This is a genomic window from Enterobacter cloacae complex sp. AR_0002 (assembly GCF_001922365.1).
Lineage (GTDB): Bacteria > Pseudomonadota > Gammaproteobacteria > Enterobacterales > Enterobacteriaceae > Enterobacter > Enterobacter hormaechei_C.
On sequence record NZ_CP018814.1, the window covers coordinates 3,009,749 to 3,034,161 of the forward strand.

Genomic DNA, 24,413 nt, shown 5'->3' on the forward strand with positions numbered 1-24,413 from the left:
CCAAAGGGGAGAGGGGACGATTACACCCTCTCCCCTTTGGGGAAAGGGCTGGGGTGAGGGGCAGGTTCTACTTAACCAGCTTCTTCGTCATCGCCAGCAGCGTACGCACATCTTCCGGACGCGTATCACCGCTGGCTTTATCGATAATCGAGCTGTAGATATGCGGGATGATTTTGCTCACGCCCGCATCCAGGGCGATCTGCAAGATCGCCTCGAAGTTCTCCAGATCGATTCCCCCGGTCGGCTCCAGCCAGAAGTCGTGACGGGCGCAGGCTTCCGCCACCGCCTGGTATTCGTCACGGCATTTCAGGCCGCCCATCGGAAAGTACTTGATGGAGCTCCCGCCGAAATCTTTCAGCAGGGCGATGGCGGTTTCAACCGGCACAATGCCATCCGGCGCGTTACTGCTCAGCGGGCCGGTGGAGATTTTCACCATCCCGACGGTACCGGTCGGAGAGACCAGACCGTTGACCACGGAGTCATTTTGCCCCAGCAGCGCGCGGCTGGTGGCCACGCCGGTAAAGACCTGGTTAACGTGCTGCGGCTGCACCTGGCGGGATATTTCACTCACCATCGCCGACTGGTTCGGATCGCCCGCGCCCAGGCCAACGGAGAGCGCGTTATCAATCAGCTTCGCGTATTCACGCATATCCGCGACCGCGCTCGCCACGTCCGGGTAATTTTTGGAGAGCACGCCCACCAGCACGTGGCCTTCCGCCGCCTCATAGATGGCGCTGGCGTTGGCCTTTGAGCCTGCCAGCACGTTCAGACAGACGCGGTCACGGTAAAAGTTGGGGGTCAGTTTCATGCGTTTTTCTCCTGTCCTAATACTTCACTAATGCGGCGGTACACAATGTTCAGCTGGTCAGCGTTTACGCTGCGCACGTCCGCCTCAATAATCCCTTCGTTGGCCTTGTAGCCACGGAAATAGATGGCGTATTCGCCCTGCTTGAGCGCATTCACCAGGTCACCCGTGCCGACGCCGGTGGTGGCTTCGTCGAACTTAATTTCGGTGCGGGCGATGTCGCGTCCGGCGCTGTCCCAGACCACGCGCGCGGTCACACCGTTAAGGGTGTTGAGCGCCTCGATAAACGGCGTCATTTTCGCCACCATCTCGGCGCCGCTCTCCTTGGTGGCCGTCAGGTAGTGTTCGATGGCGCAGGTCAGGCCAAGAATGCCCTCTTTGCCCACCTTCATCGCGCGGCCAATGCCCGCCGTCTGGCGCTTCACCCACTCAACGTACTGGGTTTTGCCAATCACCAGGCCGCTGGTTGGGCCTTCGATCGCCTTCGCGCCGCTGTAGATCACCAGATCGGCGCCGGATCGGTAATAGGTATGCAGATCTTCTTCCGCCGCGGCATCAACGATTAGCGGCAAGTCGTGTTTACGCGCGACAACCGCCGCCTGCTCGACGCTGAGCATGCTTTTCTGCACGCAGTGGTGCGATTTAATGTAGAGGATAGCCGCCGTGCGCGGGGTGATCGCCGCCGCCAGCTGATCGGCGGAACATTCGTTGGCGTAGCCCGCTTCCACCAGCTTGCCGCCGCCAAGCGCCACCATGGTGCCCACCGGCGCGCCAAAATTCACGTTGTGGCCTTTCGGCAGGACGATCTCGTTATTTTCAATCGGTGTGACGTGCAGGTTTTCCAGCAGCCAGTCGCTGTCTTTCACCAGCACAGCCGCCACGGACTGGGCAATGCCCGCCGACGCGCAGGAGACCACCGTCGCCCCTTCCACCTCCAGCAGCTTCGCGATGTATTCCCCGGTTTTATTGACCAGATCCTTCATCTCGAAATAGTGATTCATGCCGTCCATCGCCGCCTGCACCACTTCCGGGCGCGGCGTGGAGACGCCCAGCGCCGTCATGCGGCCAGAGGTGTTGATAACCTGCTTTAAGTTGTACTTCTCATAAATCGAAGGCATGTTCCGTGCTCCCTTGTTCGGTCATGTAGCCCTTGCCCGCGCGGATCGCGGCAAGCGGCACCAGAATGTGTTCAGCCTGTAGGCTGTCGTTTTCGGCATCCGTCAGCACCGTCGGCTGGCGCTTGAGGGTAAACAGCGTCAGATCGGCGTCGAGGCCAGGCTGAATGCGGCCTTTGCGCGTCAGGCGCAGGCCGTCGGCGGCGTTGGCGGTGACGCAGTCAATCACCTGCGGCAATGACATGCCGATGGCGAGGAATTTCGACATCACGCTTGCCAGCGAGCCGACCGGACCGTTGATGCGGTTGCGGCAGTAAATATCCGAGCTGATGGTGTGCGGCAGAATGCCCATCGCAATAGCGCGCTTCGCCACTTCAAAGCTGAAGCTCGCCGTACCGTGGCCAACGTCCAGACGCACGCCGCGCTTCAGGGCGGAGGTAATGGAGGCACGCAGCTCGCCGGAGGGCGTCAGGATGCGGTTTGGCTTGCCGTTGTAGCAGTGGGTAATGATGTCGCCGGAGCTCAGCAGCTCGGCGATTTCGTCGAGGTTCGGCGGGTTGTTGCCAATGTGCACCATCAGCGGCAGGTCGCCGTTCTCTTTCTGGATCGCTTTCGCGCGCGCCAGCGGGGTGATGCCGTTTTCACCGACCACGCTGCTGCTCATGCGCGCCTTCAGGCCGACGATAAAATCAGGATGGCGTTTCACCGCCTCTTTCACCGCGTCGGCGTCAATATTGGCCATATTGGCCAGCTCGTTCTGGGCGATCAGCCCCACGCGGGAGATGTTCAGCAGGGCAAACACCTCGGTGGAGGCTTTGCGGGTGATGGCGTAGAAATCGTCCACGTCGTCGGCCCCGGTGCTGCCCGCGTCCACCACGGTGGTGACGCCGGTGGCAATGCCCACGCTGTCCGGCTCGTCGTGGTAAATCGGGGAGTTCGGGTAGCAGTGGACGTGGGAGTCAATCCAGCCCGCGCTGACGAACACATCACCGTTAAGCTCAACCGTTTTGCGGGCGGGAGCGTTAATGTCGCCTGTCGCGGCGATCTTCCCGTCCTGAATGGCGATATCGGTCAGGGTATCGTCGGCGAGGCGCGCACGGCGCAGGAGTAAATCAAACATGGGGTTCTCCTGATAGGGCGGGCGCCGGAGCGCCCGCGGGTATTAAAGGGCGACCGGGAACAGCCAGCCCAAAATCATTGCGCCGAGGATGGCGCCACCGGTTATCGGCTTCTGCCAGATGTAGAACAGCAACGCGCCTACCAGGGAACCGACGCCGATTGGAATGGAGGCGGTCATGGCGCTGAGGATAATCAACGGCCCGAGGAAGCGGCCGGAGGCGTTACCCGCGCCCATCATCACGTCTGCGCCGTAGGTGGAGTTGCTCTGGTTGATGGTGAACTTACGCGCCAGGATGATGACGTAGCCAATCGCCAGACCAATCACCAGGCCGGTAATCAGCGAGGCAATGAAGTTGGTCACCGGGAACATGATCCCCGCGCCCAGCAGCAGCGCCGGTACGCCGAGGCCCACGCCGGTCTGGATCGCCCCGCCGATATCAAGAATACCTACCAGCGACCCTTCGATAATTCGGGCGAACAGGAAGCTCGCGCCAAATGCCGCCACTGCGCCGTAAACGCCGGTATCAATGCCCGCTTTCAGCATCGCCACGAAGGCCACTTCGTTAAACGCGCCGATGCCGTAGAGGTAGTACATGTGCGTCCCGGCAAAGACGCCGGAGGAGAGCAGGCCAACGAAGATCGGGAACGACCAGTCGGCATACCAAAAACCTTTATTCTGTTCCATGTCGAGGCTCCTGTTATTTACCGCTGAGCGAGTTGTGGATCATGTCGAGCCAGTTCGGCACGGTCAGATGGAAGGATTCGATCATCTTCATGTCGAAGCCGCGGAAGAAGCCGCTCAGCACGAAGAGCAGAACGATCGCCGCCATCATCACTTTGGTGACGTGGTTCCAGCCGCTCTCCTCCACGCCTTTACCGATCAGAATACCCAGTACCAGACCCGGTACGGCGTTACCCATGATCAGCTGTGCCGCGCCGCCAAAGATGGTGGCCCAGAAGCCCGATTTTTTACCCGCGTCGATGGCCGCCAGCCAGAAGATCACCGGCATCACGGTGTTGACCAGCAGGTTAGCCGCCGGTACAAGCACCTTCACGGCGGTGACCTGAAGCGCTGCGGGCACGGAGGAGGCGGTCAGGTTAAGGAAGGTCACGACAATCATGCCGATGATGCCGCAGGCAATCGCCATTTTGCGCGGGTCATGCAGCGTTTCACCGACATTACGGTTTTTGATCATCAGTGCAGCAGCACCCCAGTTCGGGATGATGCGGTGGTCAACGTCCTGTGTGAAGGCACCTGCGGCCACGGAAGAGGCCCAGGCGTTAAAGAAGAAACCTAACCCAAAAGAGAAGTGGGACGCCGGATCCCCTTCGCAGGAGTTCAGTTCCCCCAACGTACGAAACGCGCCCATACCCTGAGTGGTAGGCGCATGAAACATGCGTGCAGCCCCGGCCCCGACACCGACGCCTACCAGGCCGCCGATGATGAGCGATTTTATTAATATAATTAAGAACATCAGTCTGCCCTTTTATGAATAATCAGCGTTGCGTGACGAAATCCACCTGGTCGAGATTGATGGCTGTCACGTTGACGGTCACATCCAGCTCCACGCTGTAGGTGCGTCTTTCCCGGCGCAGAAAGAAGAACAGAAACGCTTCTTTTCGCACCGCTTCTTGCGCCTGAACGACCTGCACATCCTGTGGCTCAATACGCAGTAAGATATGCGGTGAGGCTTTCATCACCGCGGCCTGAACGTGGTTGAGCGCGTCGGCAAAGGCGCGCGCTTTGGCGTCGCCCTTCCCCTTCACTCTCACCGTGGTTGTGAACTGTTCTTTCATGCTTACGCGCCGTATTTCTTCTGCCACGCCTGTACCAGACGCTCGCCCAGCTCTTCTTTATCCATAAAGCCAAAGCCCAGCACGTTGCAGCCTTCGTTGATGGCGGTCACACCCTCATCCACGGAGCGCATCCCGTATTTGGCCTTGTAGCCATATTTGGTCTGAGCGGTGATGGCGCCCGCGCCGCCGCTGCCGCAGAAGGAGATCCCGAAGGTGGCGTTTTCTGCTTTCATCACGTCACCGAGCTTCATATCCGCTGCCATGCCCGGTACGACAACCGCGCGTCCGCCGGCTTTTTCCACACCCGCAGCCACTTTCTGCCCTTTACCCAGGCGATCGCCAATCACGACTGTAATCTGTTCCATGTGTTGCTCCTTAAAGGTTGTCTTTCGCGACTTCGAAGTGAACGGAGAGCAGCCAGGCCTCTTCATCAGGAAGGTTGCCGAACTGCGCTACCACTTCACGGGCAAGTTGCATTGAATCTGGTGAAATTTCGTCGAACAGCTCTGCTTCAACCTCCGGCAGCGGCTCGCCGGTCACGGACCGGTGCGCCATTGCGCGAACGTGGGAGGTCAGCATCTGCTCCTGTACCGCGTTGGGGATGATGTTGTGCCGGGCCAGCAGGGCGTAGACCTGCTGAAGCATGGTGTTCGCGAGCTGTTCTGTTTGCACCGCCTGTTCCCCAACGTCGTTCATTACCGCTCCGTTAATCACTCGTCTTACCCCGTTAATGGCTCTGGAATAAAACTAACGTTGGGGGGGAATTGTTTGTAGCGAGTTGTTTTCCACTTCGAAGTGGAAAGGCGAGCAGCGGCAGTGATCTGTGCCACATAAATGCGGTGAATCTGTATAAATCGCTGGATTTACGTGATGAATATCACGCTATTACGCGGTATTAGACTGATAAGCGGAGTGGAAAAGATTACGAGCAGGCTCGTAGAAATGTGACGTGGATAAGGTTTTCTTATGGAGATTCGCTAGAGTGGCGGCGGGTGCTTGAGACTGACCGTCTCAGGCATGGGACGGAAAGTGGAAAGCCCCGCCTGATAAAAAATCAGGGCGGGGGCTCGAAACGACACGTCACACCGTGGAGTTCGCTACCTCGCCCGCTTTAAAGCAAGGAGGCATCCATGAAACGCAGAAACCCAAGTATCGGGGTTTTGATGATTATTTCTTTGACAATAATCATCTTAACGCTGGTAACGAGGAAAACACTGTGCGAGATCCGTTTTCGTAATGGCTCGCTTGAAGTGACAGCGCGGATGGATTGTCGCTCCGGCAAGTAGGGAGCAACGATGCGGGGGCGCATCATGCGCCTCCGCATACGGAGAGAGGACGTACAGCTCAGGCACCCAATTAACGATACTTCTTGTGATACGCGTTGCGGGTCGCCGCAAACTGGTCGGCTGCCGCCTGGGCTTCCTTCACTTTGCCTTCGTTCGCCAGCTTCAGCGCGCCGTCAATCTGGCCGACCAGCACGTCAAAGCCGTGGCGGTAGTCTTTCATCTCGGCGCTGTCTGCCGCTTTGCTTTCCAGCTTCGGCGGCGTCGCTTTTTGCGCATCCAGCGCAGCTTCACGCATCTTCGTCAGTGCGTCTTTCATTTCCGCCGCATTGTCGGTTTTCTGCACCACCTTCAGATTTTGACTGAGGATGTCCATGTTGTCTTCGAGATCGGCAGCAAACGCAGATGAGCCAAGAACCAGCGTTGAAGCCGCGACGATCGCTAACAGGTGTTTACGCATTGCTCACTTCCTTTTTTATTATTAATCACGCTTTTACGGGGATTATTGCCCGGCGATTTTCATCTCAGGCAGTAATACAGAACCACACTGAATATTGCTGCGTGTTTCAATATCGTTACCGACCGTAACAATATTGCGCCACATGTCCTTGAGGTTGCCGGCGATGGTGATTTCGCTCACCGGATACTGAATTTCACCGTTTTCGACCCAGAAGCCCGCTGCACCGCGAGAGTAATCGCCGGTGATACCGCTCACGCCCTGCCCCATCAGCTCGGTGACCACCAGGCCGGTGCCCATCTCTTTCAGCATCTGTTCAAAATTCAGGCCCTGTCCGGCAATGCGCCAGTTGTGGATGCCACCCGCGTGCCCGGTGCTTTTCAGCCCCAGCTTACGCGCAGAGTAGTTGGTCAGCAGCCACTGGGTCAGAATGCCGTCTTTCACGATATCCCGGCGTTCCGTGCGTACGCCTTCGCTGTCGAAAGGCGTGGAGGCCAGCCCTTTCAGCAGGTGTGGGTGCTCTTCGATGGTCAGCCATTCCGGCAGGATCTGCTTGCCCAGCGAGTCGAGCAGGAAGGTCGATTTACGGTACACCGAACCGCCCGCGATAGCGCCTACCAGATGGCCAAACAGACCGGTCGCCACTTCGTTGGCAAAAATCACCGGGGCTTTCATGGTGGAGAGCTTGCGCGGCGACAGGCGAGACAGCGTGCGTTCGGCGCACGCTTTACCCACCCACTCCGGAGACTGCAAATCCCCCAGCGCGCGGCCAATGGTATAGGCGTAGTCGCGCTCCATGTCGCCGTTTTCTTCGGCGATGACGCAACTGGAAAGCGAGTGGCGGGTTGAGCAGTACCCCTGCAACATGCCATGGGAGTTACCAAACACTTTGATGCCGTAGTGGCTGTTAAAGCTGCCGCCTTCGGTATTGGTGATGCGTTTGTCAGCCTGCAAAGAAGCCTGCTCGGCTCGCGCGGCCAGCTCAATGGCTTCGTCCGGCGTCACTTCCGCGGGATGGAACAGATCGAGATCCGGCGCGTCAAACGCCAGCAGCTCTTTATCGGCCACGCCAGCGTAAGGATCCGGGGAGGTGTAACGCGCGATATCCAGCGCCGCCTGCACCGTTCGGGCGATGGCATCCGGGCTGAGATCGGTAGACGACGCGCTGCCTTTGCGATTCTGGTGATACACGGTGATCCCCAGCGCGCCATCGCTATTAAATTCTACATTCTCCACTTCGCCATAGCGGGTGCTCACGCTAATGCCGGTGGTTTTGCTGACCGCCACTTCGGCGCCATCTGATTTACCTGAAGCGAGCGTCAGCGCGGTGGAGACGGCTTCTTCCAGAATCTTACGCTGCGCTTCAACTTGTGAGGTTACTTTCATCGCAAATGCCATACTGTAAGAGAGAGTTAAGTGAAGTCTAACAGAGAACCGTTTTTCAGTGCGCGTCTTAACTGGTAACATTAGCCTCTTTTTTTAAGGAGCCTGACATGACTAAGCAGCCCGAAGACTGGCTCGACGACGTTCCCGGTGATGACATCGAAGACGAAGATGATGAGATCATCTGGGTCAGTAAAAGTGAAATTAAACGTGACGCCGAAGAGTTAAAACAGCTTGGCGCAGAAATGGTAGAACTGGGTAAAAACGCGCTGGATAAGATCCCGCTCGACCAGGATCTGCGTGATGCCATTGAACTGGCACAGAAAATCAAGAAAGAAGGGCGTCGCCGCCAGCTTCAGCTTATCGGGAAACTGCTGCGTCAGCGCGACGTGGAGCCGATCCGTCAGGCGCTGGACAAACTGAAAAACCGCCACAACCAGCAGGTTGCGCTGTTCCATAAGCTGGAGCAGATCCGCGATCGTTTGATCGAGCAAGGTGATGACGCGGTACCTGAAGTGCTGAACCTGTGGCCGAATGCCGACCGCCAGCAGCTGCGTTCTTTGATCCGTAACGCGAAGAAAGAGAAAGAAGGGAATAAGCCGCCGAAGTCAGCGCGTCTGATTTTCCAGTATCTGCGCGAGCTGTCTGAGAACGAAGAGTAAACCCCTCACCCCAGCCCTCTCTCCAAAGGGGAGAGGGAGAAGAGATAATGTAGGCCCGGTAAGCGCTAGCGCCACCGGGTCTTTTTTTACTCTGCGGCCGCGGCTTTCTTCGCCAGACCGTCCAGCAGCTTCTGATGGATCCCGCCAAACCCGCCGTTGCTCATCACCAGAATGTGATCGCCAGGCTGTGCGGCTTTCACCACCATATCCGCTAAGACATCCACGTCCGCACTCCAGTGCGCCGGCTGAATGCAGGCGTCGGCCACTTCGGCCACCTGCCACGGAATATGCTGCGGTTGCAGCAGGAAGACTTCGTCGGCACGCCCTAAGGACGGCGCGAGATCGTCTTTGCAGATGCCCATTTTCATGGTGTTCGAACGCGGTTCCAGTACGGCCAGAATGCGCGCGGTGCCGCCAACTTTGCCACGCAATGCGGCAAGCGTCGCCAGAATGGCCGTTGGGTGGTGCGCGAAATCGTCATACACCGTCACACCGTGGGCTTCGCCACGCAGCTCCAGACGGCGACGGGCGTTGATAAACGTGCCCAGCGCATTGGCGGCATCCGCAGGCAGTACGCCAACGTGACGCGCCGCGGCGATCGCCATCAGGCCGTTGTGCATGTTGTGCTCGCCCACCAGGCCCCACTTCACCTCGCCCACTTTCTCACCGTCGAGCAGCACTTCCCATTCGGAGGCATCCGCGTTGAGCTTTTTCGCCTGCCAGTGCCCCTGCTCGCCCACCAGCTCCTGCTCGCTCCAGCACCCCATCGCCATAGTCTGCTTCAGGTTGATGTCGTTCTCCGGCAGGATAATGCGGCCCTGACCCGGAACAATGCGCACCAGATGGTGGAACTGTTTCTGAATCGCTTTCAGGTCGTCAAAGATATCCGCGTGATCGAACTCAAGGTTGTTGAGGATCAGCGTGCGTGGGCAGTAATGCACGAACTTGGAGCGCTTGTCGAAGAACGCGCAGTCGTATTCATCCGCTTCAATCACAAAGAACGGGCTGTCGCCCAGACGTGCGGAGACGTCGAAATTGCCCGGCACGCCGCCGATCACAAAGCCCGGCTTGTAGCCGCAGGCTTCGAGGATCCAGGTCGCCATACCGGCGGTGGTGGTTTTGCCATGCGTCCCGGCAACGGCGACAACCCAGCGGTCGCGCAGGACAAAATCATGCAGCCACTGCGGGCCAGACATGTACGGGATATTGCGCTCCAGCACCGCTTCAACGCATGGATTCCCACGGGTCATGGCGTTACCCACGATCACCAGATCCGGCTGCGGCTCCAGCTGGCTGGCGTCGTATCCCTGAATCAGAGAAATTCCCTGCTTCTCGAGCAGCGTGCTCATCGGCGGATACACATTGGCGTCCGAACCTGTCACTTCATGGCCCAGCGAGCGCGCCAGCATTGCCAGTCCGCCCATGAAAGTGCCACAAATCCCCAATATATGAATGCGCATACGTCACTATCCTTCTTCAATGTGGCGCACATTTTACTCACATGTCAGCGGCTGTGAAACGCATTTCAGGTAAATCCGTATTTTGCTGGCGCGATTCACCTCTGCGCTAATATTTGAATGTTTGTTAAGATTGTTGGACATCAACCGCTTTACTCAACATAAGATGCAGGGAAAGTGTTATGAAAACGTTAGGTGAATTTATTGTCGAAAAGCAGCACGAGTTCTCTCATGCTACGGGTGAGCTCACTGCTTTGCTGTCGGCAATAAAGCTGGGCGCTAAGATCATCCACCGCGATATCAACAAGGCCGGTCTGGTCGATATCCTGGGTGCCAGCGGTGCCGAGAACGTTCAGGGTGAGGTTCAGCAGAAACTCGACCTGTTCGCCAATGAAAAACTGAAAGCAGCACTGCGCGCGCGCGACATCGTTGCGGGTATCGCCTCTGAAGAAGAAGATGAGATCGTCGTATTCGAAGGGTGTGAACACGCGAAATACGTTGTTCTGATGGATCCGCTGGACGGCTCCTCCAACATCGACGTTAACGTTTCTGTCGGTACCATTTTCTCCATCTACCGTCGCGTCACGCCGGTTGGCACGCCGGTGACGGAAGAAGACTTCCTGCAACCGGGCAGTAAACAGGTTGCTGCCGGTTATGTGGTGTATGGCTCGTCCACCATGCTGGTGTACACCACCGGCTGCGGCGTACACGCCTTTACCTACGATCCGTCCCTGGGCGTGTTCTGCCTGTGCCAGGAGCGTATGCGCTTCCCGGAGAAGGGCAACACCTACTCCATCAACGAAGGCAACTACATCAAATTCCCGAACGGCGTGAAGAAGTACATCAAATTCTGCCAGGAAGAGGATAAAGCCACCCAGCGCCCGTACACCTCACGCTATATCGGCTCGCTGGTGGCGGATTTCCACCGTAACCTGCTGAAGGGCGGTATTTACCTCTACCCAAGCACCGCCAGCCACCCGGACGGAAAACTGCGTCTGCTGTACGAGTGCAACCCAATGGCGTTCCTGGCCGAACAGGCAGGCGGCAAGGCGAGCGACGGTAAAGAGCGTATTCTGGATATCGTGCCAGAAAGCCTGCACCAGCGCCGTTCCTTCTTCGTCGGCAACCGCCATATGGTGGATGACGTTGAACGCATGATCCGCGAATTCCCGGACGCGTAACGCACGAAAAGGGGAGCCCGTCAGGCTCCCCTTTTTTTCGTCATGCCGTTTGCGTCGTCAATTTGAAGGAGGCCATCGCTTCCATCAGCTCGCGAGACTGCTCCTCCAGGGAACGTGTTGCCGCAGATGATTGCTGGACCAGCGCCGCATTTTGCTGCGCCGTTTCATCCATCTGATTGACAGCGATATTCACCTGCTCAATACCGCGGCTTTGCTCCTGAGAGGCCGTCGCAATTTCACGCATCAGTTTGGTCATACGCAGTACTTCGGTGGCGATCTCGTCCATCGTCTCACCGGCCTGCTGCGCCAGCTCGCTGCCCTCGTTCACGTGGGTTTGCGAATCGCTGATAAGCGAGCGGATCTCTTTCGCCGCATCAGCACTGCGGCTGGCGAGATTACGCACCTCACCCGCCACGACCGCAAAACCTCGCCCCTGCTCACCCGCACGCGCCGCTTCAACGGAGGCGTTCAGCGCCAGAATATTGGTCTGGAAGGCAATGCCGTCGATGACGCTCAGGATATCGGCGATGCGTGCCGAGCTGCCGGAGATGTCGCGCATCTTCTCAATGACATAGCAGACCATTTCGCTGCCGTGATCGGCGGTATCGGAGACCGACTTCGCCAGTTGGTGCGCCTGCTCGGCGTTATCGGCGTTAAGTTTCACCGTGGCGGTGATCTCTTCCATGCTGGCGGCCGTCTGCTCCAGCGAGGTGGCGGTGGATTCCGTGCGCTGAGCCAGGTTCATATTCCCGGCCGTCAGCTCGCGGCTGCCGGTATCAATCTGCGAGCTGGCGTCACGCACCCGCAGAACGGAGTCCATCAGCGACTGGCGCATCCCTTCGATCGCCGCGTTAAGGCGATTAAATTCCTGGCTCGCCGGCGCGTTCAGGGTATGGGTTAAATCCCCGGCCGCCACATGTTCCAGCTGGGCAATCGAGGCTGAAAGCGGCTCGAGCAGCATATGGCGCAGAACCAGCCAGGCCAGCACGATAATGCCAGCCGTCAGCAGCGCCGCGACGATAATCAGGATCAGCACGCGGGTTTTACTCGCCTGCACGGCGCTCACCTCCGCTTTGCCGCGCGCCTCGCTCCATGCCTGGAACGCCTGCATATCGTTATCAAACTGCTTCGCCACCGGGACCAGCTTGTTTTCCAGCAGATCGTAATAGCTGTCCGCGCTTTGCTCGTTCAGGGCTTTCAGCATCGGGCTGATACCCTGCTGGTTGTACACCGCCAGGCTCGCGGCGACGTTATCCAGCAGCTTTTGCCCCTGCTCATCCGCCACGCCGCTGCCGATCACGTCCTTCAGCGTTTTCTGTGCCAGCGCCACTTCCTGGTTAATGGTTTTGACCGCCCTGGCCGCATCGTCCAGCAGGCCGACCTCCATCATGCGGACGGCCTGCCCCGCTTCGTTACGCGCGCGCAGGATCAGCGTATAGCCGGCATTCAGCTGCACCATCTGTTCACCCTGAAGATGATTGATGCGCTGGAGAGAAGCGGAACTTTGTGTAAGGGCATAAATGCCGATGCCGCTGACAATCAGCAGCAGAAGGGTCATAACGGCCAGTAAAGAGAGCAAGCCGGTACGAATCGATAGCGTTTTAAGCATGATGTTATTTCCGGTAGCGAGATATTTCTGGGCATAAAAAAAGAGTATCGGCCGCTACCGGAAAATGTTTAGAGTTTAAGCAATTTCAGCATGTTATCGCTCTGTTAAAGATGTATTCACCCGGGTAACAGGCGAGCTCTGGCGGTTCTCCCACAGCACCGTCAGGCCGCGCTGGAGCGCGATAAAAATAAACAGCAGAATGCCGATGGCGATTTTGGTCCACCAGGAGCTGAGCGTGCCGTCGAAGTTGATATAGGTCTGAATCAGCCCCTGGATCGCCACGCCAAACAGCGTGCCGAGGACTGTCCCCACTCCGCCGCTGAGCAGCGTACCGCCAATCACTACCGAGGCAATGGCGTCCAGCTCAACGCCCACCCCCGCCAGGGCATAGCCTGCCTGGGTATAAACTGAGAATACAATCCCCGCGAGGGTGGCCAGCCCGGTCGAAAGCATGTAGATGCGGATAGTCGTGCTGCGCGTGGAAATTCCCATCAGGTTCGCGGACGTGGCGCTGCCGCCAATGGCATAAACCTGGTTACCAAACCGGGTACGGTGGGCGAGGAAGATCCCGATCACCACCACGCCCAGCATCAGCAGCCCCATTGCGCTCAGGCGCCCCCCGCCGGGGATTTTCCACGCCAGGCTGGAGAGCGTGTCGTAGATCGGGTGGTTTATCGGAATTGACTCCTCCGACACCAGATAGCTCACGCCGCGCAGGAAGAACATCCCGGCGAGGGTGATAATAAAGGCCGGGATTTTCAGCGCATCGATCAAAAGCCCCATAAAGGCGCCGAACGCGCAGCCCATGACCAGCACCAGCGGAAAAGCCAGCAGCGGCGAAATGCCCCAAAAGCCAATCGCCTTGGCAAGGAACACGCCGGTAAAGGCGATCACCGACCCAACGGAGAGATCGATCCCGCCGGAGAGGATCACAAACGTCATGCCGACGGCGATAATGCCTAAAAAGGCATTGTCGGTCAGGATGTTGCAAATCACCCGCGTGGAGGCGAAGCCCGGGAACTGGGTCAGGCAGTAAAGGTATCCCAGCACGAACACGCCCAGCGTGATCATTAACGGCAAATTACGTTTTATCATGACCGCGGAACCTCTTAATGAGAGTGATAAAGCGCGGCGACTGCACGATAAGCACGATAAGCACCACGACCGCTTTGACGACCTGATTCAGCTCCGGCTGGAACCCGGAGAGCAAAATACCGGTATTCATACCCTGAATAATCAACGCCCCCACCACCGAGAGCAGCAGATTAAAACGTCCGCCCATCAGCGATCCACCGCCGATAACCACCGCAAGGATTGCATCCAGCTCGAGCCAGAGTCCGGCGTTATTGGCATCAGCTCCGCGAATATCGGCGGCCACGATCACCCCGGCAATCGCAGCACAGACGCCGCTCAGCACGTAAGTCAGCATCACCATCAGCCGCGTATTTACCCCGGCGTTTTTCGCGGCCCGAATGTTAATCCCCACCGCTTCGATGAACATCCCGAGCGCCGTTTTGCGGGTGAAAAGCCAGAACACCACCAGCGTCACCAGCGCGACGATCACCGGCGTCGGGAAGAACAGAAAATTACCGCTGCCGATCCACGCCAGGCTCGGGGAGTTAAAGGTGACGATTTGACCGGAGGTAATAAGCTGCGCCACACCGCGCCCGGCCACCATCAAAATCAACGTCGCGACAAACGGCTGGATCTTGAGCACCGCGACCAGAATGCCGTTCCACAGCCCGGCTAGCACGCCGGAGCCCAGCGCGGCCAGCAGAACCACCGGCAGGCTGTGCCCGGCGACGGTCATCGAGGCGGCGGTGGCGCCCGCAATCGCCATTACCGCACCGACGGAGAGGTCGATCCCGCCGGTGGCAATGACCAGCGTCATACCAATCGCCAGCAGCGCCACGGGCGCGGCACGGTTTAAGATGTCGATCGGGCTACCAAACAGGCGGCCATCCTGCACGACGATCTGAAAGAAATGCGGAGCTACCAGGCTATCCACCAGCAGCACCAGCAGCAGCGCCACGATTTGCGGCGTGCCGGTCGGCCAGCTGAAGCGGCGCTTCGCTTCGCCAGTTTGCGAAAGAGAACGGGACATCACATTTGACTCCTTACGCCGCGATGGCATTCATGATCGCCGGAACCGACAGTTTATCCAGCGGGATCTCTGCCACCTGCCTGCGATCGCGCATGATGATGACGCGATCGGCATAGCCGACCAGCTCCTCCAGCTCAGACGAGATCACCAGCAGCGCCAGACCGTCGGCGCAGAGCGTTTCGATAAGCCGGATGATTTCGGCGTGCGCGCCCACGTCGATACCGCGCGTGGGCTCGTCGAGGATCAGGAATTGCGGCTTGGTGAGCAGCCAGCGCGAGAGCAACACCTTCTGCTGATTACCGCCCGAGAGGAACTCGATGGGCTGTTCCGCGCTCGGGGTACGTATACCGAGCTGGCGGATGAAGCGCTCGGCAATCGCGTTCTGCTCGCGCTTAGGGATCGGACGCAGCCAGCCGCGCTGGGCCTGTAGCGCCAGAATGATGTTTTCCCGCACCGAGGCGGCGGCAATAATACCGTCCGTTTTCCTGTCCTCCGGGCAGAAGCCCACGCCGAGGCACGACGCCTGATGCGGTGAACGTAGCGTTTGTGGTTTGCCTTTGATCAGCGCCGTTCCGCTGTCGGCAGGTTTGATCCCGAAGATGACTTCGGCGGTTTCGGTGCGCCCGGAGCCTAACAGACCCGCCAGTCCCACAATTTCACCGGGGCGTACCTCGAGGTTAAACGGCGCGATGGTCCCTTTTCTGCCGTAATCGTGAAACGCGGCGATCGGTTTTTCGCTCAGCAGCGTACGGCCCGCGCGCTGAAGCGCGTTGGTCTCCAGCTCGCGGCCCAGCATCATTTTGACCAGCTCTATCTGCGGCAGCTCGCGGGTTTCCCGGCAGCCGACAAAGCTGCCGTTGCGCAGCACCGTAATACGGTCGCTCACCTCGTAAACCTGATCGAGGAAATGCGTCACGAAAATCAGGCTAACGCCCTGATTACGCAGCTGGCGCATCAGGGTAAAAAGCATCTCCACTTCCTGGGTATCGAGGCTGGCGGTGGGTTCATCGAGGATCAGCACTTTCGCCGAGAGATCGATAGCGCGACAGATCGCCACGATCTGCTGCATCGCCACGGAGAAACGGTTCAGCGGTTCGCGCACGTCGAGAGAGAAGCCATACGATTCCATCAGCTTCGCGGCGCGCGCTTCCATCTCTTTGCGGCGCAGCAGGCCAAAACGTCTGGGCTCGCGGCCAATAAACAGGTTATCCGCTACCGACATGTTTGGCAGCAGGTTTACTTCCTGGTAGACCGTGCCGATCCCCAGTTGCTGGGCATGTGCGGTGTTTTTGGGCGAAATGGCGTTACCTTCCAGCCAGATAGCGCCGCGATCGGCGTGATAGACCCCGGTCAGGGTTTTAATCAGCGTCGACTTCCCCGCCCCGTTTTCGCCGAGCAACGCCATGATCTCCCCCCGCCGCAGGCTGAAATCAACGTTATCCAGCGCCTTAACGCCAGGGAAAAATTTACTCAGGCCCTCTGTGCGAAGGATTTCCTGGTGTTGTTCGGTGGTCATGGTTTTCCCCCTCACCCTGACCCTCTCCCCGGAGGGGAGAGGGGACTATGTCGTGCCCATCTTTAATTTTCTGCCCAACCCGCCCTTTTCCCTCTCCCCTCCGGGGAGAGGGCTAGGGTGAGGGGGCGAGGGCTTAGTAGCCCATATTTTTCTTCTTCTCTAACTCTTCTTTCGCCGTGTCCGGCAGGTAGAGCGTGGATTTGGTGATGGTCAACTTCTCAGGCTGGGTGCCGTCTTTCTTGAATTTCTCCAGCGCATCGAATGCCGGGCCCGCCATATTTGGCGTCAGCTCCACGCTGGCGTTCGCTTCGCCGTCAATCATTGCTTTGTAGATGTCCGGTACGCCGTCGATCGAGCCGGTGAGGATATCTTTGCCCGGCTTCAGGCCCGCTTCTTTGATGGCCTGAATGGCGCCGATCACCATGTCGTCGTTGTGGGCGTAAACCATGCAAATATTTTTGCCGTTATTTTCTGCCTTGATGAAGCTTTCCATGACCTCTTTACCCTTGCTGCGGGTGAAGTCGCCGGACTGAGAACGGATGATTTTGATGTTTGGTGCTTTGGCGATGGCCTCCGCGAAACCTTTCTTACGGTCGATAGCCACGCTCGCCCCGACGGTGCCCTGCAACTCAACCACGTTACACGGCTTGCCATCCACCTGCTTCACCAGCCAGTCACCAATCAGTTTGCCTTCCAGCACGTTATCGGCGGTGACGGTGGTCATATAGAGAGATTTGTCTTTTACGTCGATGGAACGGTCGAGCAGGAAGACCGGAATTTCAGCATCTTTGGCTTCCTTCAGCACCGGCTCCCAGCCCGTGGCGACAACCGGGGCAATAAAGATGGCATCCACGCCCTGAGCGATAAACGAGCGCACCGCTTTAATCTGGTTCTCTTGCTTTTGCTGACCATCGGCGATTTTCAGCGTAATACCGCGCTTTTCGGCCTCACTTTTCGCCACATTCGTTTCAGCGGCGCGCCAGCCGGATTCAGATCCGACCTGCGAAAATCCAACGGTTAAAGGTGCGGCCATCGCCATAGACGACATGGCTGCCGAAACTGCTGTAACAAGAAGTAAGCGCTTCCACATATGAACGTCCTCGTAGGGTAGATTATTGTTGGTTAAAAGATGTTCCGCGGATGAACTATAGCCAATCGAATATGTTACGGATTGCGTTACATCACACTTCAGAAAAGTGAATAAAACGTTAATCACAAGTTTGTAATCGCTTTCATTTCAACATTTAAAATGCGGCTGAGTTTATGGATTATCCTGTCATGGAAACGGTCTGAAAAGTGAAGGCGCGAGGCAGAGAAGACGAAAACAGGCGGAGACTTTCAGCGCCAGTTGGCTATAATACCTGCCACTTGTTTACCATCCATTTTAAAGGACACCGACATGAGCTTACTCAACGTCCCTGCGGGTAAAGAACTGCCAGAAGACATCTACGTTGTGATCGAAATCCCGGCCAACGCAGATCCAATCAAATACGAAATCGACAAAGACACCGGTGCGCTGTTCGTTGACCGTTTCATGTCTACCGCCATGTTCTATCCGTGCAACTACGGCTACATCAACCACACTCTGTCTCTGGACGGTGACCCGGTTGACGTACTGGTCCCGACGCCATACCCATTGCAGCCAGGCTCCGTCATTCGCTGCCGTCCTGTTGGCGTGCTGAAAATGACTGACGAAGCGGGTGAAGATGCGAAACTGGTTGCCGTACCGCACACCAAGCTGAGCAAAGAGTACGATCACATTAAAGATGTGAACGACCTGCCAGAGCTGCTGAAAGCGCAGATCGCCCACTTCTTCGAGCACTACAAAGATCTCGAAAAAGGCAAATGGGTTAAAGTTGAAGGCTGGGATAACGCAGAAGCGGCGAAAGCAGAAATCATCGCCTCTTTCGAGCGTGCGGCTAAGAAGTAATTCTTACTGCTGAGACTAAGCCCCGCGCGTCGGGGCTTTTTTGTGCCTGTCGATGCGCCCGGCGGCGCTACGCTTGCACGGGCCTACAATCAGCAAGAGGCGCAAAACGACAACGCCACCTTACGGTGGCGTTGTCGTTTTTCAGAACTGGTCTCTGTCTAACCAGTTACCGCTTTCAATCAACGTTAACCCGTCAACCGAACGTTGGTACACGTACATCCATGCACTACCGTAAGGTGTCTGGATCAACTGGCGAGCGTATTCACCGCCCCTGGTGCGCAAGGCATCAAGTTCGGCCAGCGTGGCATTATCAATACGATAAACCTCACCCTGTACCGTTCCGTTCCCCGGAACCGCGCCTGGATAGTGGCCCAGACTGTACAACTGGTAGTTTTCGATTGTGTAATTTCCCAGCAACTGGGCGTTGGTCATCCAGTGGCTGTTGCCTTGCCTGGTTCGTAAACTGCCGTAAACAAATATTCGCATTGCTAAAACTCAAACTGATAGAGCAGATCAAGTGCCTGGTCTACGCCGGACACTGCTTCCAGATATAGCTTAGGCATCAGGCGATAACGTAACGTGAGTGTAGCCAGTGAGTCAAAGATCCCCACGCCATATTTTACCTGTAGACCCGGCAGTACATAGCCGCTGACCACTACCTGCGAAGAGTCACCCACGCCCTGAGTGTCCAGCGCCAGATTGCTTACGCCAAACGTCTCGCCGATTTTACCCACAACCTGACCACTTTGTGCAACCCCCAGACCGACTAACATTGATGTCATTGCCGCGCCATCGCCCTGTTGGCTATCCAGACCCTGGCCGCGCAGGAGGTAAGAGAGCGCTTCCTGTTGCGACATGGCCGGGTCAGAGAAGATCTCTGCCTTAGGTTCATCGGCGGAGCCCGTCACACGCACACCCGCAATCACATCATCTTCGGTGGCTTCCGGGTTACGGATCGCTTCGATATTGAGTACCGGCTGATCCGGTGGACCGGAGAACAGCAGCTCGCCTTTACGCACAATCAAATCCTGACCGTAGGCATGGAAGCGCCCTTCAGGAATATTGATTTGTCCATTGAGGCCAAGTCCCTGTTGATCCTGCGCCACTTTCAGGTCACCCGTGAGTCTCGCCTTCAGCCCAAACGCGTCCAAACGCACGTTATTCCCCACGTGCACGATAAGATTACTATTGATCGGTATGCCAGCGCTCTTCTGTTCAACAGGTTTCAGATTTTCATTGAGCATAACTTCGTCACTGGAGACGCCAACCGCGCTTTCCGGCACCTCGTGAACCACGATGCGCGCCCACGGTACGTCGACACGGCCGTCCAGGGTGAAGAGACTCGGCGTTGCCTCAAAGACCACGTCTGGCGACACGTCCAGGCGCACCATCGGCGGTACCGTGATACGCACCCTGCTGCCCTTGGCCGCAATACGGGCGCGCCAGTTGTCGAGCTGGCTCCAGTCTGCGTCACCGCTCAGGTTGATTTGTCCCTGCTGCGTCAGCACTGAGCCACTGAGGGTTGAGCTTTGGCCGTTAAAGTTCATCGTCAGCTGGCTTGGCTGCATATCGAACGGCATAAAGTTACCGTCAATGTCCACGCCGTTTAACCGCATCTGGCCAAACAGCTGCGGGCTTTGCGCATCCCCCGCCAGACGCAGGTTGGCGCTGAGCATCCCCGCCGCCTTTTCTCCCCGCGAGAAGATCGGATTCACCATCGCCAGGTTGAAGTTGCGAATATTGACGTTGCCGCCGAGATTGCGCCGCCCTTGCGGATCGGTAATTTGCACCTGTCCGTCAAACTGACCGTTGTTGGTCAGGCGGATCAGCCATCCCAGTTCCGCACGATTGTTACGCAGGTCAGCGTTCACATTCAGGGTGTCGAACGCCACCGGCAGCGGCGCGTCATTGACCTCCTGCGTCACCTTCACGTTACGCCCGGAGAGGGTAACGCTGCCCTGCGGCAGTCCCTCTTTGGTGGTGTCCCACGCGACGTCCGCTTTGCCGCTGAAGACCCCGCTGGCCTGGGTGGTTTCCGGCATAAACGGTTTCAGCATCGCCAGGTCGAAACGGTTGAGGTTGATCTGCGCGCGTCCTTCCGCGCCCGCATCAATGGTCTGCGGCACGCACAGCTCAGCATTCGGGTTGGTCCAGCAGTGTGGCCCAATGCTGATCTTTTGCTCCGCGTTGCGGTAATCCAGCGCGACAGACCGCGACAGCACCAGCGGGCCGACCGGCGTGCTGAAGCGGGTGTTATCCAGCACGCCTTTCCAGCGCGTCGCCTGGCGGTCAAAACTGCCCGTCAGGTGCAGCTGCCCGGAGACCGGCTCGCCCTGCACGCGTAGCTGGAGATCGTGCTGCTTTTCGTTACCTTTTGCCGCCAGCGTGACCAGACTGATGTTCACGTCCGGCTGAGAGATACGCTCCACGCGCAGATCCAGGTTTCCGCCGATCTGATCGGTGGATTTCACGTCCCCCTCGACGCGTACGCGGGCAATAGAAAGTTCCTGCCAGCGCAGGTTATTGGCGGTGATGTCCGCCAGCAGCTGCGGCGCCTCCACCGTACCGCGAACCTTCACTAACCCCTTCGCCGTGCCGCCAAGACCCGGCAGGGCGTTATCGAGATTTGGCGCGTCGATGGTGGCATCCAGATTGAGGTCTTTCACGCCCAGCTCGCCTTTAATATCCGCCGTGTTGCGACCCAGCGCCACGTGCAGGCCCGGGATCACCCACTGGAGATAGCTGTTGCCCTTAAGCGAGCCCTCTACGTTGACTTTGTTCTGCTTCACGTTGCCGGTGAGCTTGAGTTCCGGCACGTCCATCTGCCAGGTGCCACCGTACAGGCTACCGCGGGTTTTGATCAGGCCATCCAGTTTTGACGGCCAGTCCGGGACCTCTTTAGCGGTGTTGATCCCGGTCAGCTTCAGCTCGCCGCGCCAGCTGATCGCCTGCTGCCAGTCGAGCAGCGCGGTCAGCTCGGTTTTTCCTTCCAGCGCCGCCACGGTCAGCTTGTCGAGGTTAACCTGCAACTCGTTACCCTTCGCATCCAGGGTGATATCGGCGGGCGGTACCCCCTGCCCCTTCACTGCCGTGCGGAACGACAGCGTGTAGTCGGTCATTTTGCCACTCAGCTTCAGCTTCAGATCGTCAGCCTGGAACTGTTTTTCGCCGGTGAACGGCCAGTAAAGCTGCTTACTGACCACCTCAAGGTTGAGCGGTAAACCGGCCTCTGCCAGCTGGGTTTGCCCGCGCAGCACCATATCCACCGGTCCGGAGAGGTTCACGCCGAACTCCAGCTTCTCGCGCAGCGCGCCGCCGACTTTCACCTTCACCTTTTCGCCTTTCAGCGGATCGATGTTCAGGGCGCTGTTCAGCGTAATATCTACCGGCCAGTTGTCGCGCAGCAGCGCATTGCCTGAGGCGTTGACCGATCCCTGGTTAGTATCAATATCCAGCGCGTCGAGCTTCATGTTGCCGTCGATACTGCTGACTTTAAGCAGCATGTTGAAGACTGTCAGATCGGTATCACCCGTCAGACGCAGCTGCTCGCCCTTAAACTCTTCGATATTGAGGTTCAGCGGCAGATGCACGTCGGTCATCTCCGGCAGAACCGGTTTCGAGAAGAGATCTTTCAGCGTTTCGCCCAGCGGTTTTTCTTCCGGCTGCGGGTTCTGGATCTTCGGCTCGACGATCTCTTCCTGCGCCACGTCGGCCACCTTCGGCAGCGCAATCAGCAGCCCTTGCAGGGAGGTTGGGGTCAGGGTGAGGTTTTTCTCCTGCCAGCGCAGACCGGAGGTGAAATCCATCACGGATACCGTCGTGTCGTCGATTTTGATATTGACGTTATCCAGCGCGACCCGGTAGAGCGCAATCGGGTACGGCGTGGAGAGGTTCAGCGGGCCGCTGTCCTCTTCTTCGACAGGCTCGGACTTCGGCATTTTTTTGGAATCTATCGCCACGTTAACGTCTTTTAGCGACAGATCGTTTACACATAGCTGGCTGTCACGCAGGCAGCCGAGCTTGACCGCCAGATGAAACTCGCCCGCGTTCACCGCCACGCCGGGCTGTTCGTAACGGATATTTTTCAGGCGCAGATCGCGCCAGCCGCCCGTTACCTGGCCGATTTCCAGCCCTGGCACCCAGCGGTTCGCGGCGTTAAACAGCAGATGCAGGCCCGTGGTGGTGCCCACCAGAAACGCCACCGTACCGAGCAGTAATACGATAAAAATCAGCACCCCGAGGCTTATCTTCTTCCATAAACTCATAATTCAGGCCCCAGACCGATGTAAAACTGTAAACCGTGTTCATCTTTGTCGCCCACCGGAACGGCGAAATCGAGCTTGATGGGCCCGACCGGTGACTGCCAGCGCACGCCTACGCCCGCGCCGGTTTTGAAATCGCTGCGGCGGATATCGTTCACCGCTTCACCGCCGTCAACGAACATCGCTCCCCACCACTTGCCGCTGACGTTGTACTGGTACTCCAGCGAGCCGGTCGCCAGTTTAGAGGCCCCGGTCAACTGGCCTTTGTCGTTTTCAGGTGAGATCGATTTGTACTTATACCCGCGAATGCTGCGGTCGCCCCCGGCGAAGAAGCGCAGATCCGGCGGGACGCGTTCGAAATCACCGGTTTCGATCCAGCCGAGATTACCGCGCATCACAAAGCGGTGTTTGTCGTACAGCGTGCGGATCCAGACGTTTTGCGCCTGAAAGACGGAGAAGTCTACGTCGGAGCCCCAGGCGGTGTTGGAATAATCGATGGAGTAGCGCTGAGAATCGCCCCAGGTCGGCATCAGGCCACCGCGCGAGCGGGTACGGCTGATCATCACGCCCGGATAAAGCAGCATGGTGGTGTTGGTGACGTTTGCCTGGGTAAAGTGGTCGAGGCTCCAGCGCAGGTTAATGGCGCGCTGCCAGCCGCTGGAGAGATCCCAGAAGCGTGATACCGCAAGCGTCGTCGAGTCCTGCTCGGTATCGTTCAAATCGGTACGCTTAAAGCCGCCCTGCACGAGGTAGTATTGCTCAAGCGGATTTTTCAGCAGCGGCATTTTATAGCTGAAGTCCAGCTGCTGTTCAGGCGCAGACAGGCTGACGCTGGTTGTCAGGCTGTGGCCGTAGGAGTTCATCCACGGTTTTTTCCACGAGGCTTTCACGCGCGGGCCGACGTCCGTGGAGTAGCCGACACCGGTCTCAATGGTGTTCTCGGTGCGTGGAGAGACCACGCCATGTAGCGGCAACACTTTCGTTTTACGGGATTTATCAAATTCCGGCGCCACCACCACGGAGTTAAACCAGCCCGTCGCGGACAAACGACGGTTCAGCTCGCCCAGGTCGCTGGACTGGTAGTAGTCGCCCTTTTTAAACGGCACCAGGTTTTGCAGATACTCGTCACGGATTTGCGATCCTTCGAAGGTCACATCGCCAAACCGGTAGCGCTCGCCGCTGTCGTAATCGATATCCCAGAATGCCTGACGTCGCTCAAGCGCAACGCCTAGCTGGCTTTTGTTGAACTGGCTGTCGAAGTAGCCTTTGCGCAGCGAAACGCTGGTTAATGATTTTTTAAAACGATCGTAATCCCCGTGATTGAGCACAGTGCCCACTTTCGGACGGGTGCTGAGCAGATCCAGGTAGTCACGATCCGTGCGCGCGCCGCCGCGCAGCACCACGTTCGTGCCGCCAATCAGGACGGGTTCGCCCGGCGAGACGCGGGCAATCAACACCTGACGTCCTTTTGCCGGCGGCGGGCGTAAATCGAAATCGATGGTGGGTTCGTAGTACCCCAACGCCTTTAAGCCTTCGCGAATGGCGTCATCCACGCGCGCGCGAAAACGCCGATCCGGCGTGACCTCATCGCTCTGGATAGTAGAAAGCTGCGCACGCACGTTTTTTTCCAGCGCCCCGGATAACCCCTCAACCTGCAAACGGACATTCGCCGCGCTGGCAATCCCGCTGGTCAGCAGTAAGCTGACTAAACATAACTGGCGGATCTTTGTCAC

At 57.8% G+C, this 24,413-nt stretch carries 23 protein-coding genes; 4 read left to right on the forward strand and 19 right to left on the reverse strand.

Going from position 1 to position 24,413, the window contains the following annotated elements; all coding sequences use genetic code 11:
- Positions 1–67 precede the first annotated feature (67 nt).
- The 8 genes from AM329_RS14815 to AM329_RS14850 are packed head-to-tail and all read right to left on the reverse strand — an operon-like array spanning position 68 to position 5,550.
- The gene (locus AM329_RS14815; RefSeq protein ID WP_023315284.1) at positions 68–808 is read right to left on the reverse strand and encodes a KDGP aldolase family protein; all 741 of its coding nucleotides are present in this window, start codon (positions 806–808) and stop codon (positions 68–70) included.
- Positions 805–1,923, reverse strand: coding sequence for a DgaE family pyridoxal phosphate-dependent ammonia lyase (locus AM329_RS14820; RefSeq protein ID WP_032608372.1), 1,119 nt, complete (start codon positions 1,921–1,923; stop codon positions 805–807). Before AM329_RS14820 ends, AM329_RS14815 begins: the two co-directional genes overlap by 4 nt.
- Complete coding sequence (locus tag AM329_RS14825) at positions 1,907–3,040, reverse strand: amidohydrolase/deacetylase family metallohydrolase (protein ID WP_022650282.1); 1,134 nt, start codon at positions 3,038–3,040, stop codon at positions 1,907–1,909. Before AM329_RS14825 ends, AM329_RS14820 begins: the two co-directional genes overlap by 17 nt.
- 42 nt (positions 3,041–3,082) lie before the next feature.
- On the reverse strand, positions 3,083–3,724 hold the full coding sequence (locus tag AM329_RS14830) for a DUF4310 family protein (protein ID WP_003856081.1): 642 nt from the start codon (positions 3,722–3,724) through the stop codon (positions 3,083–3,085).
- Between the two features lie 13 nt (positions 3,725–3,737).
- Complete coding sequence (locus AM329_RS14835) at positions 3,738–4,514, reverse strand: DUF4311 domain-containing protein (protein ID WP_006810337.1); 777 nt, start codon at positions 4,512–4,514, stop codon at positions 3,738–3,740.
- 22 nt (positions 4,515–4,536) lie between these two features.
- Positions 4,537–4,836 carry a DUF4312 family protein gene (locus tag AM329_RS14840; RefSeq protein WP_006810338.1) on the reverse strand — a complete coding sequence of 100 codons (300 nt, stop codon included), beginning with the start codon at positions 4,834–4,836 and terminating at the stop codon, positions 4,537–4,539.
- Between the two features lie 2 nt (positions 4,837–4,838).
- Positions 4,839–5,201 carry an SFCGS family glycine-rich protein gene (locus AM329_RS14845; protein WP_006810339.1) on the reverse strand — a complete coding sequence of 121 codons (363 nt, stop codon included), beginning with the start codon at positions 5,199–5,201 and terminating at the stop codon, positions 4,839–4,841.
- A gap of 10 nt (positions 5,202–5,211) precedes the next feature.
- Positions 5,212–5,550: a PRD domain-containing protein gene (locus tag AM329_RS14850; RefSeq protein WP_026080657.1), complete on the reverse strand. Its 339-nt coding sequence runs from the start codon at positions 5,548–5,550 to the stop codon at positions 5,212–5,214.
- Positions 5,551–5,966: 416 nt separating this feature from the next.
- Here AM329_RS14850 and AM329_RS14855 point away from each other — a divergent pair, with 416 nt between their 5' ends.
- Positions 5,967–6,122, forward strand: coding sequence for a Hok/Gef family protein (locus AM329_RS14855; protein WP_017383916.1), 156 nt, complete (start codon positions 5,967–5,969; stop codon positions 6,120–6,122).
- Between the two features lie 70 nt (positions 6,123–6,192).
- Here the strand turns inward: AM329_RS14855 and cybC are convergent, their stop codons facing one another.
- Together cybC and pmbA are read right to left on the reverse strand one after the other, a co-directional pair.
- Complete coding sequence (gene cybC, locus AM329_RS14860; protein WP_022650280.1) at positions 6,193–6,579, reverse strand: cytochrome b562; 387 nt, start codon at positions 6,577–6,579, stop codon at positions 6,193–6,195.
- A gap of 42 nt (positions 6,580–6,621) precedes the next feature.
- Positions 6,622–7,974, reverse strand: a complete 1,353-nt coding sequence (gene pmbA, locus AM329_RS14865) for a metalloprotease PmbA (RefSeq protein ID WP_015572506.1) — start codon at positions 7,972–7,974, stop codon at positions 6,622–6,624.
- Between the two features lie 95 nt (positions 7,975–8,069).
- On the opposite strand from pmbA, the gene yjgA reads away from it, so the two are divergent.
- Positions 8,070–8,621 carry a ribosome biogenesis factor YjgA gene (gene yjgA / locus AM329_RS14870; protein WP_003856072.1) on the forward strand — a complete coding sequence of 184 codons (552 nt, stop codon included), beginning with the start codon at positions 8,070–8,072 and terminating at the stop codon, positions 8,619–8,621.
- A gap of 86 nt (positions 8,622–8,707) precedes the next feature.
- Here yjgA and mpl read toward each other — a convergent pair whose 3' ends face one another.
- Positions 8,708–10,081: a UDP-N-acetylmuramate:L-alanyl-gamma-D-glutamyl-meso-diaminopimelate ligase gene (gene mpl / locus AM329_RS14875; RefSeq protein WP_032608369.1), complete on the reverse strand. Its 1,374-nt coding sequence runs from the start codon at positions 10,079–10,081 to the stop codon at positions 8,708–8,710.
- A gap of 179 nt (positions 10,082–10,260) precedes the next feature.
- Here mpl and fbp point away from each other — a divergent pair, with 179 nt between their 5' ends.
- Positions 10,261–11,259 carry a class 1 fructose-bisphosphatase gene (gene fbp, locus AM329_RS14880; protein WP_003856070.1) on the forward strand — a complete coding sequence of 333 codons (999 nt, stop codon included), beginning with the start codon at positions 10,261–10,263 and terminating at the stop codon, positions 11,257–11,259.
- 40 nt (positions 11,260–11,299) lie between these two features.
- Here the strand turns inward: fbp and AM329_RS14885 are convergent, their stop codons facing one another.
- From AM329_RS14885 to ytfQ, 5 genes are all read right to left on the reverse strand, one after another.
- Positions 11,300–12,868 carry a methyl-accepting chemotaxis protein gene (locus AM329_RS14885; RefSeq protein WP_023315279.1) on the reverse strand — a complete coding sequence of 523 codons (1,569 nt, stop codon included), beginning with the start codon at positions 12,866–12,868 and terminating at the stop codon, positions 11,300–11,302.
- Positions 12,869–12,961: 93 nt separating this feature from the next.
- A complete protein-coding gene (gene yjfF, locus AM329_RS14890) occupies positions 12,962–13,963 on the reverse strand; it encodes a galactofuranose ABC transporter, permease protein YjfF (protein WP_017383921.1) in 1,002 nt (333 codons plus the stop codon).
- Entirely contained in the window at positions 13,950–14,975 is a 1,026-nt protein-coding gene (gene ytfT / locus AM329_RS14895) for a galactofuranose ABC transporter, ATP-binding protein YtfT (RefSeq protein WP_161353898.1), read from the reverse strand. The genes yjfF and ytfT overlap by 14 nt, the downstream gene beginning before the upstream one ends.
- A gap of 10 nt (positions 14,976–14,985) precedes the next feature.
- Positions 14,986–16,488, reverse strand: coding sequence for a galactofuranose ABC transporter, ATP-binding protein YtfR (ytfR, locus tag AM329_RS14900; RefSeq protein WP_017383923.1), 1,503 nt, complete (start codon positions 16,486–16,488; stop codon positions 14,986–14,988).
- 133 nt (positions 16,489–16,621) lie between these two features.
- Positions 16,622–17,578: a galactofuranose ABC transporter substrate-binding protein YtfQ gene (gene ytfQ, locus AM329_RS14905; RefSeq protein ID WP_017383924.1), complete on the reverse strand. Its 957-nt coding sequence runs from the start codon at positions 17,576–17,578 to the stop codon at positions 16,622–16,624.
- A gap of 309 nt (positions 17,579–17,887) precedes the next feature.
- On the opposite strand from ytfQ, the gene ppa reads away from it, so the two are divergent.
- Complete coding sequence (gene ppa / locus AM329_RS14910) at positions 17,888–18,418, forward strand: inorganic diphosphatase (RefSeq protein WP_006810347.1); 531 nt, start codon at positions 17,888–17,890, stop codon at positions 18,416–18,418.
- Positions 18,419–18,559: 141 nt separating this feature from the next.
- Here ppa and AM329_RS14915 read toward each other — a convergent pair whose 3' ends face one another.
- Genes AM329_RS14915 through tamA form a run of 3 tightly spaced genes read right to left on the reverse strand, consistent with a single transcriptional unit; the run spans position 18,560 to position 24,413 of the window.
- Complete coding sequence (locus tag AM329_RS14915) at positions 18,560–18,904, reverse strand: gamma-glutamylcyclotransferase (RefSeq protein ID WP_017383925.1); 345 nt, start codon at positions 18,902–18,904, stop codon at positions 18,560–18,562.
- Positions 18,905–18,906: 2 nt separating this feature from the next.
- Positions 18,907–22,683: an autotransporter assembly complex protein TamB gene (gene tamB / locus AM329_RS14920; RefSeq protein WP_032608368.1), complete on the reverse strand. Its 3,777-nt coding sequence runs from the start codon at positions 22,681–22,683 to the stop codon at positions 18,907–18,909.
- Positions 22,680–24,413: an autotransporter assembly complex protein TamA gene (gene tamA / locus AM329_RS14925; RefSeq protein WP_022650273.1), complete on the reverse strand. Its 1,734-nt coding sequence runs from the start codon at positions 24,411–24,413 to the stop codon at positions 22,680–22,682. The genes tamB and tamA overlap by 4 nt, the downstream gene beginning before the upstream one ends.

Coding starts and splice junctions, on each gene's coding strand:
- AM329_RS14815 (WP_023315284.1), bottom strand. CDS start 808: ATGAAACTGACCCCCAACTTTTACCGTGACCGCGTCTGTCTGAACGTG.
- yjfF (WP_017383921.1), bottom strand. CDS start 13,963: ATGATAAAACGTAATTTGCCGTTAATGATCACGCTGGGCGTGTTCGTG.
- pmbA (WP_015572506.1), bottom strand. CDS start 7,974: ATGGCATTTGCGATGAAAGTAACCTCACAAGTTGAAGCGCAGCGTAAG.
- AM329_RS14830 (WP_003856081.1), bottom strand. CDS start 3,724: ATGGAACAGAATAAAGGTTTTTGGTATGCCGACTGGTCGTTCCCGATC.
- AM329_RS14845 (WP_006810339.1), bottom strand. CDS start 5,201: ATGGAACAGATTACAGTCGTGATTGGCGATCGCCTGGGTAAAGGGCAG.
- AM329_RS14820 (WP_032608372.1), bottom strand. CDS start 1,923: ATGCCTTCGATTTATGAGAAGTACAACTTAAAGCAGGTTATCAACACC.
- ytfR (WP_017383923.1), bottom strand. CDS start 16,488: ATGACCACCGAACAACACCAGGAAATCCTTCGCACAGAGGGCCTGAGT.
- tamB (WP_032608368.1), bottom strand. CDS start 22,683: ATGAGTTTATGGAAGAAGATAAGCCTCGGGGTGCTGATTTTTATCGTA.
- AM329_RS14840 (WP_006810338.1), bottom strand. CDS start 4,836: ATGAAAGAACAGTTCACAACCACGGTGAGAGTGAAGGGGAAGGGCGAC.
- yjgA (WP_003856072.1), top strand. CDS start 8,070: ATGACTAAGCAGCCCGAAGACTGGCTCGACGACGTTCCCGGTGATGAC.
- AM329_RS14885 (WP_023315279.1), bottom strand. CDS start 12,868: ATGCTTAAAACGCTATCGATTCGTACCGGCTTGCTCTCTTTACTGGCC.
- AM329_RS14835 (WP_006810337.1), bottom strand. CDS start 4,514: ATGTTCTTAATTATATTAATAAAATCGCTCATCATCGGCGGCCTGGTA.
- mpl (WP_032608369.1), bottom strand. CDS start 10,081: ATGCGCATTCATATATTGGGGATTTGTGGCACTTTCATGGGCGGACTG.
- cybC (WP_022650280.1), bottom strand. CDS start 6,579: ATGCGTAAACACCTGTTAGCGATCGTCGCGGCTTCAACGCTGGTTCTT.
- AM329_RS14855 (WP_017383916.1), top strand. CDS start 5,967: ATGAAACGCAGAAACCCAAGTATCGGGGTTTTGATGATTATTTCTTTG.
- fbp (WP_003856070.1), top strand. CDS start 10,261: ATGAAAACGTTAGGTGAATTTATTGTCGAAAAGCAGCACGAGTTCTCT.
- AM329_RS14915 (WP_017383925.1), bottom strand. CDS start 18,904: ATGCGAATATTTGTTTACGGCAGTTTACGAACCAGGCAAGGCAACAGC.
- AM329_RS14825 (WP_022650282.1), bottom strand. CDS start 3,040: ATGTTTGATTTACTCCTGCGCCGTGCGCGCCTCGCCGACGATACCCTG.
- ytfQ (WP_017383924.1), bottom strand. CDS start 17,578: ATGTGGAAGCGCTTACTTCTTGTTACAGCAGTTTCGGCAGCCATGTCG.
- ppa (WP_006810347.1), top strand. CDS start 17,888: ATGAGCTTACTCAACGTCCCTGCGGGTAAAGAACTGCCAGAAGACATC.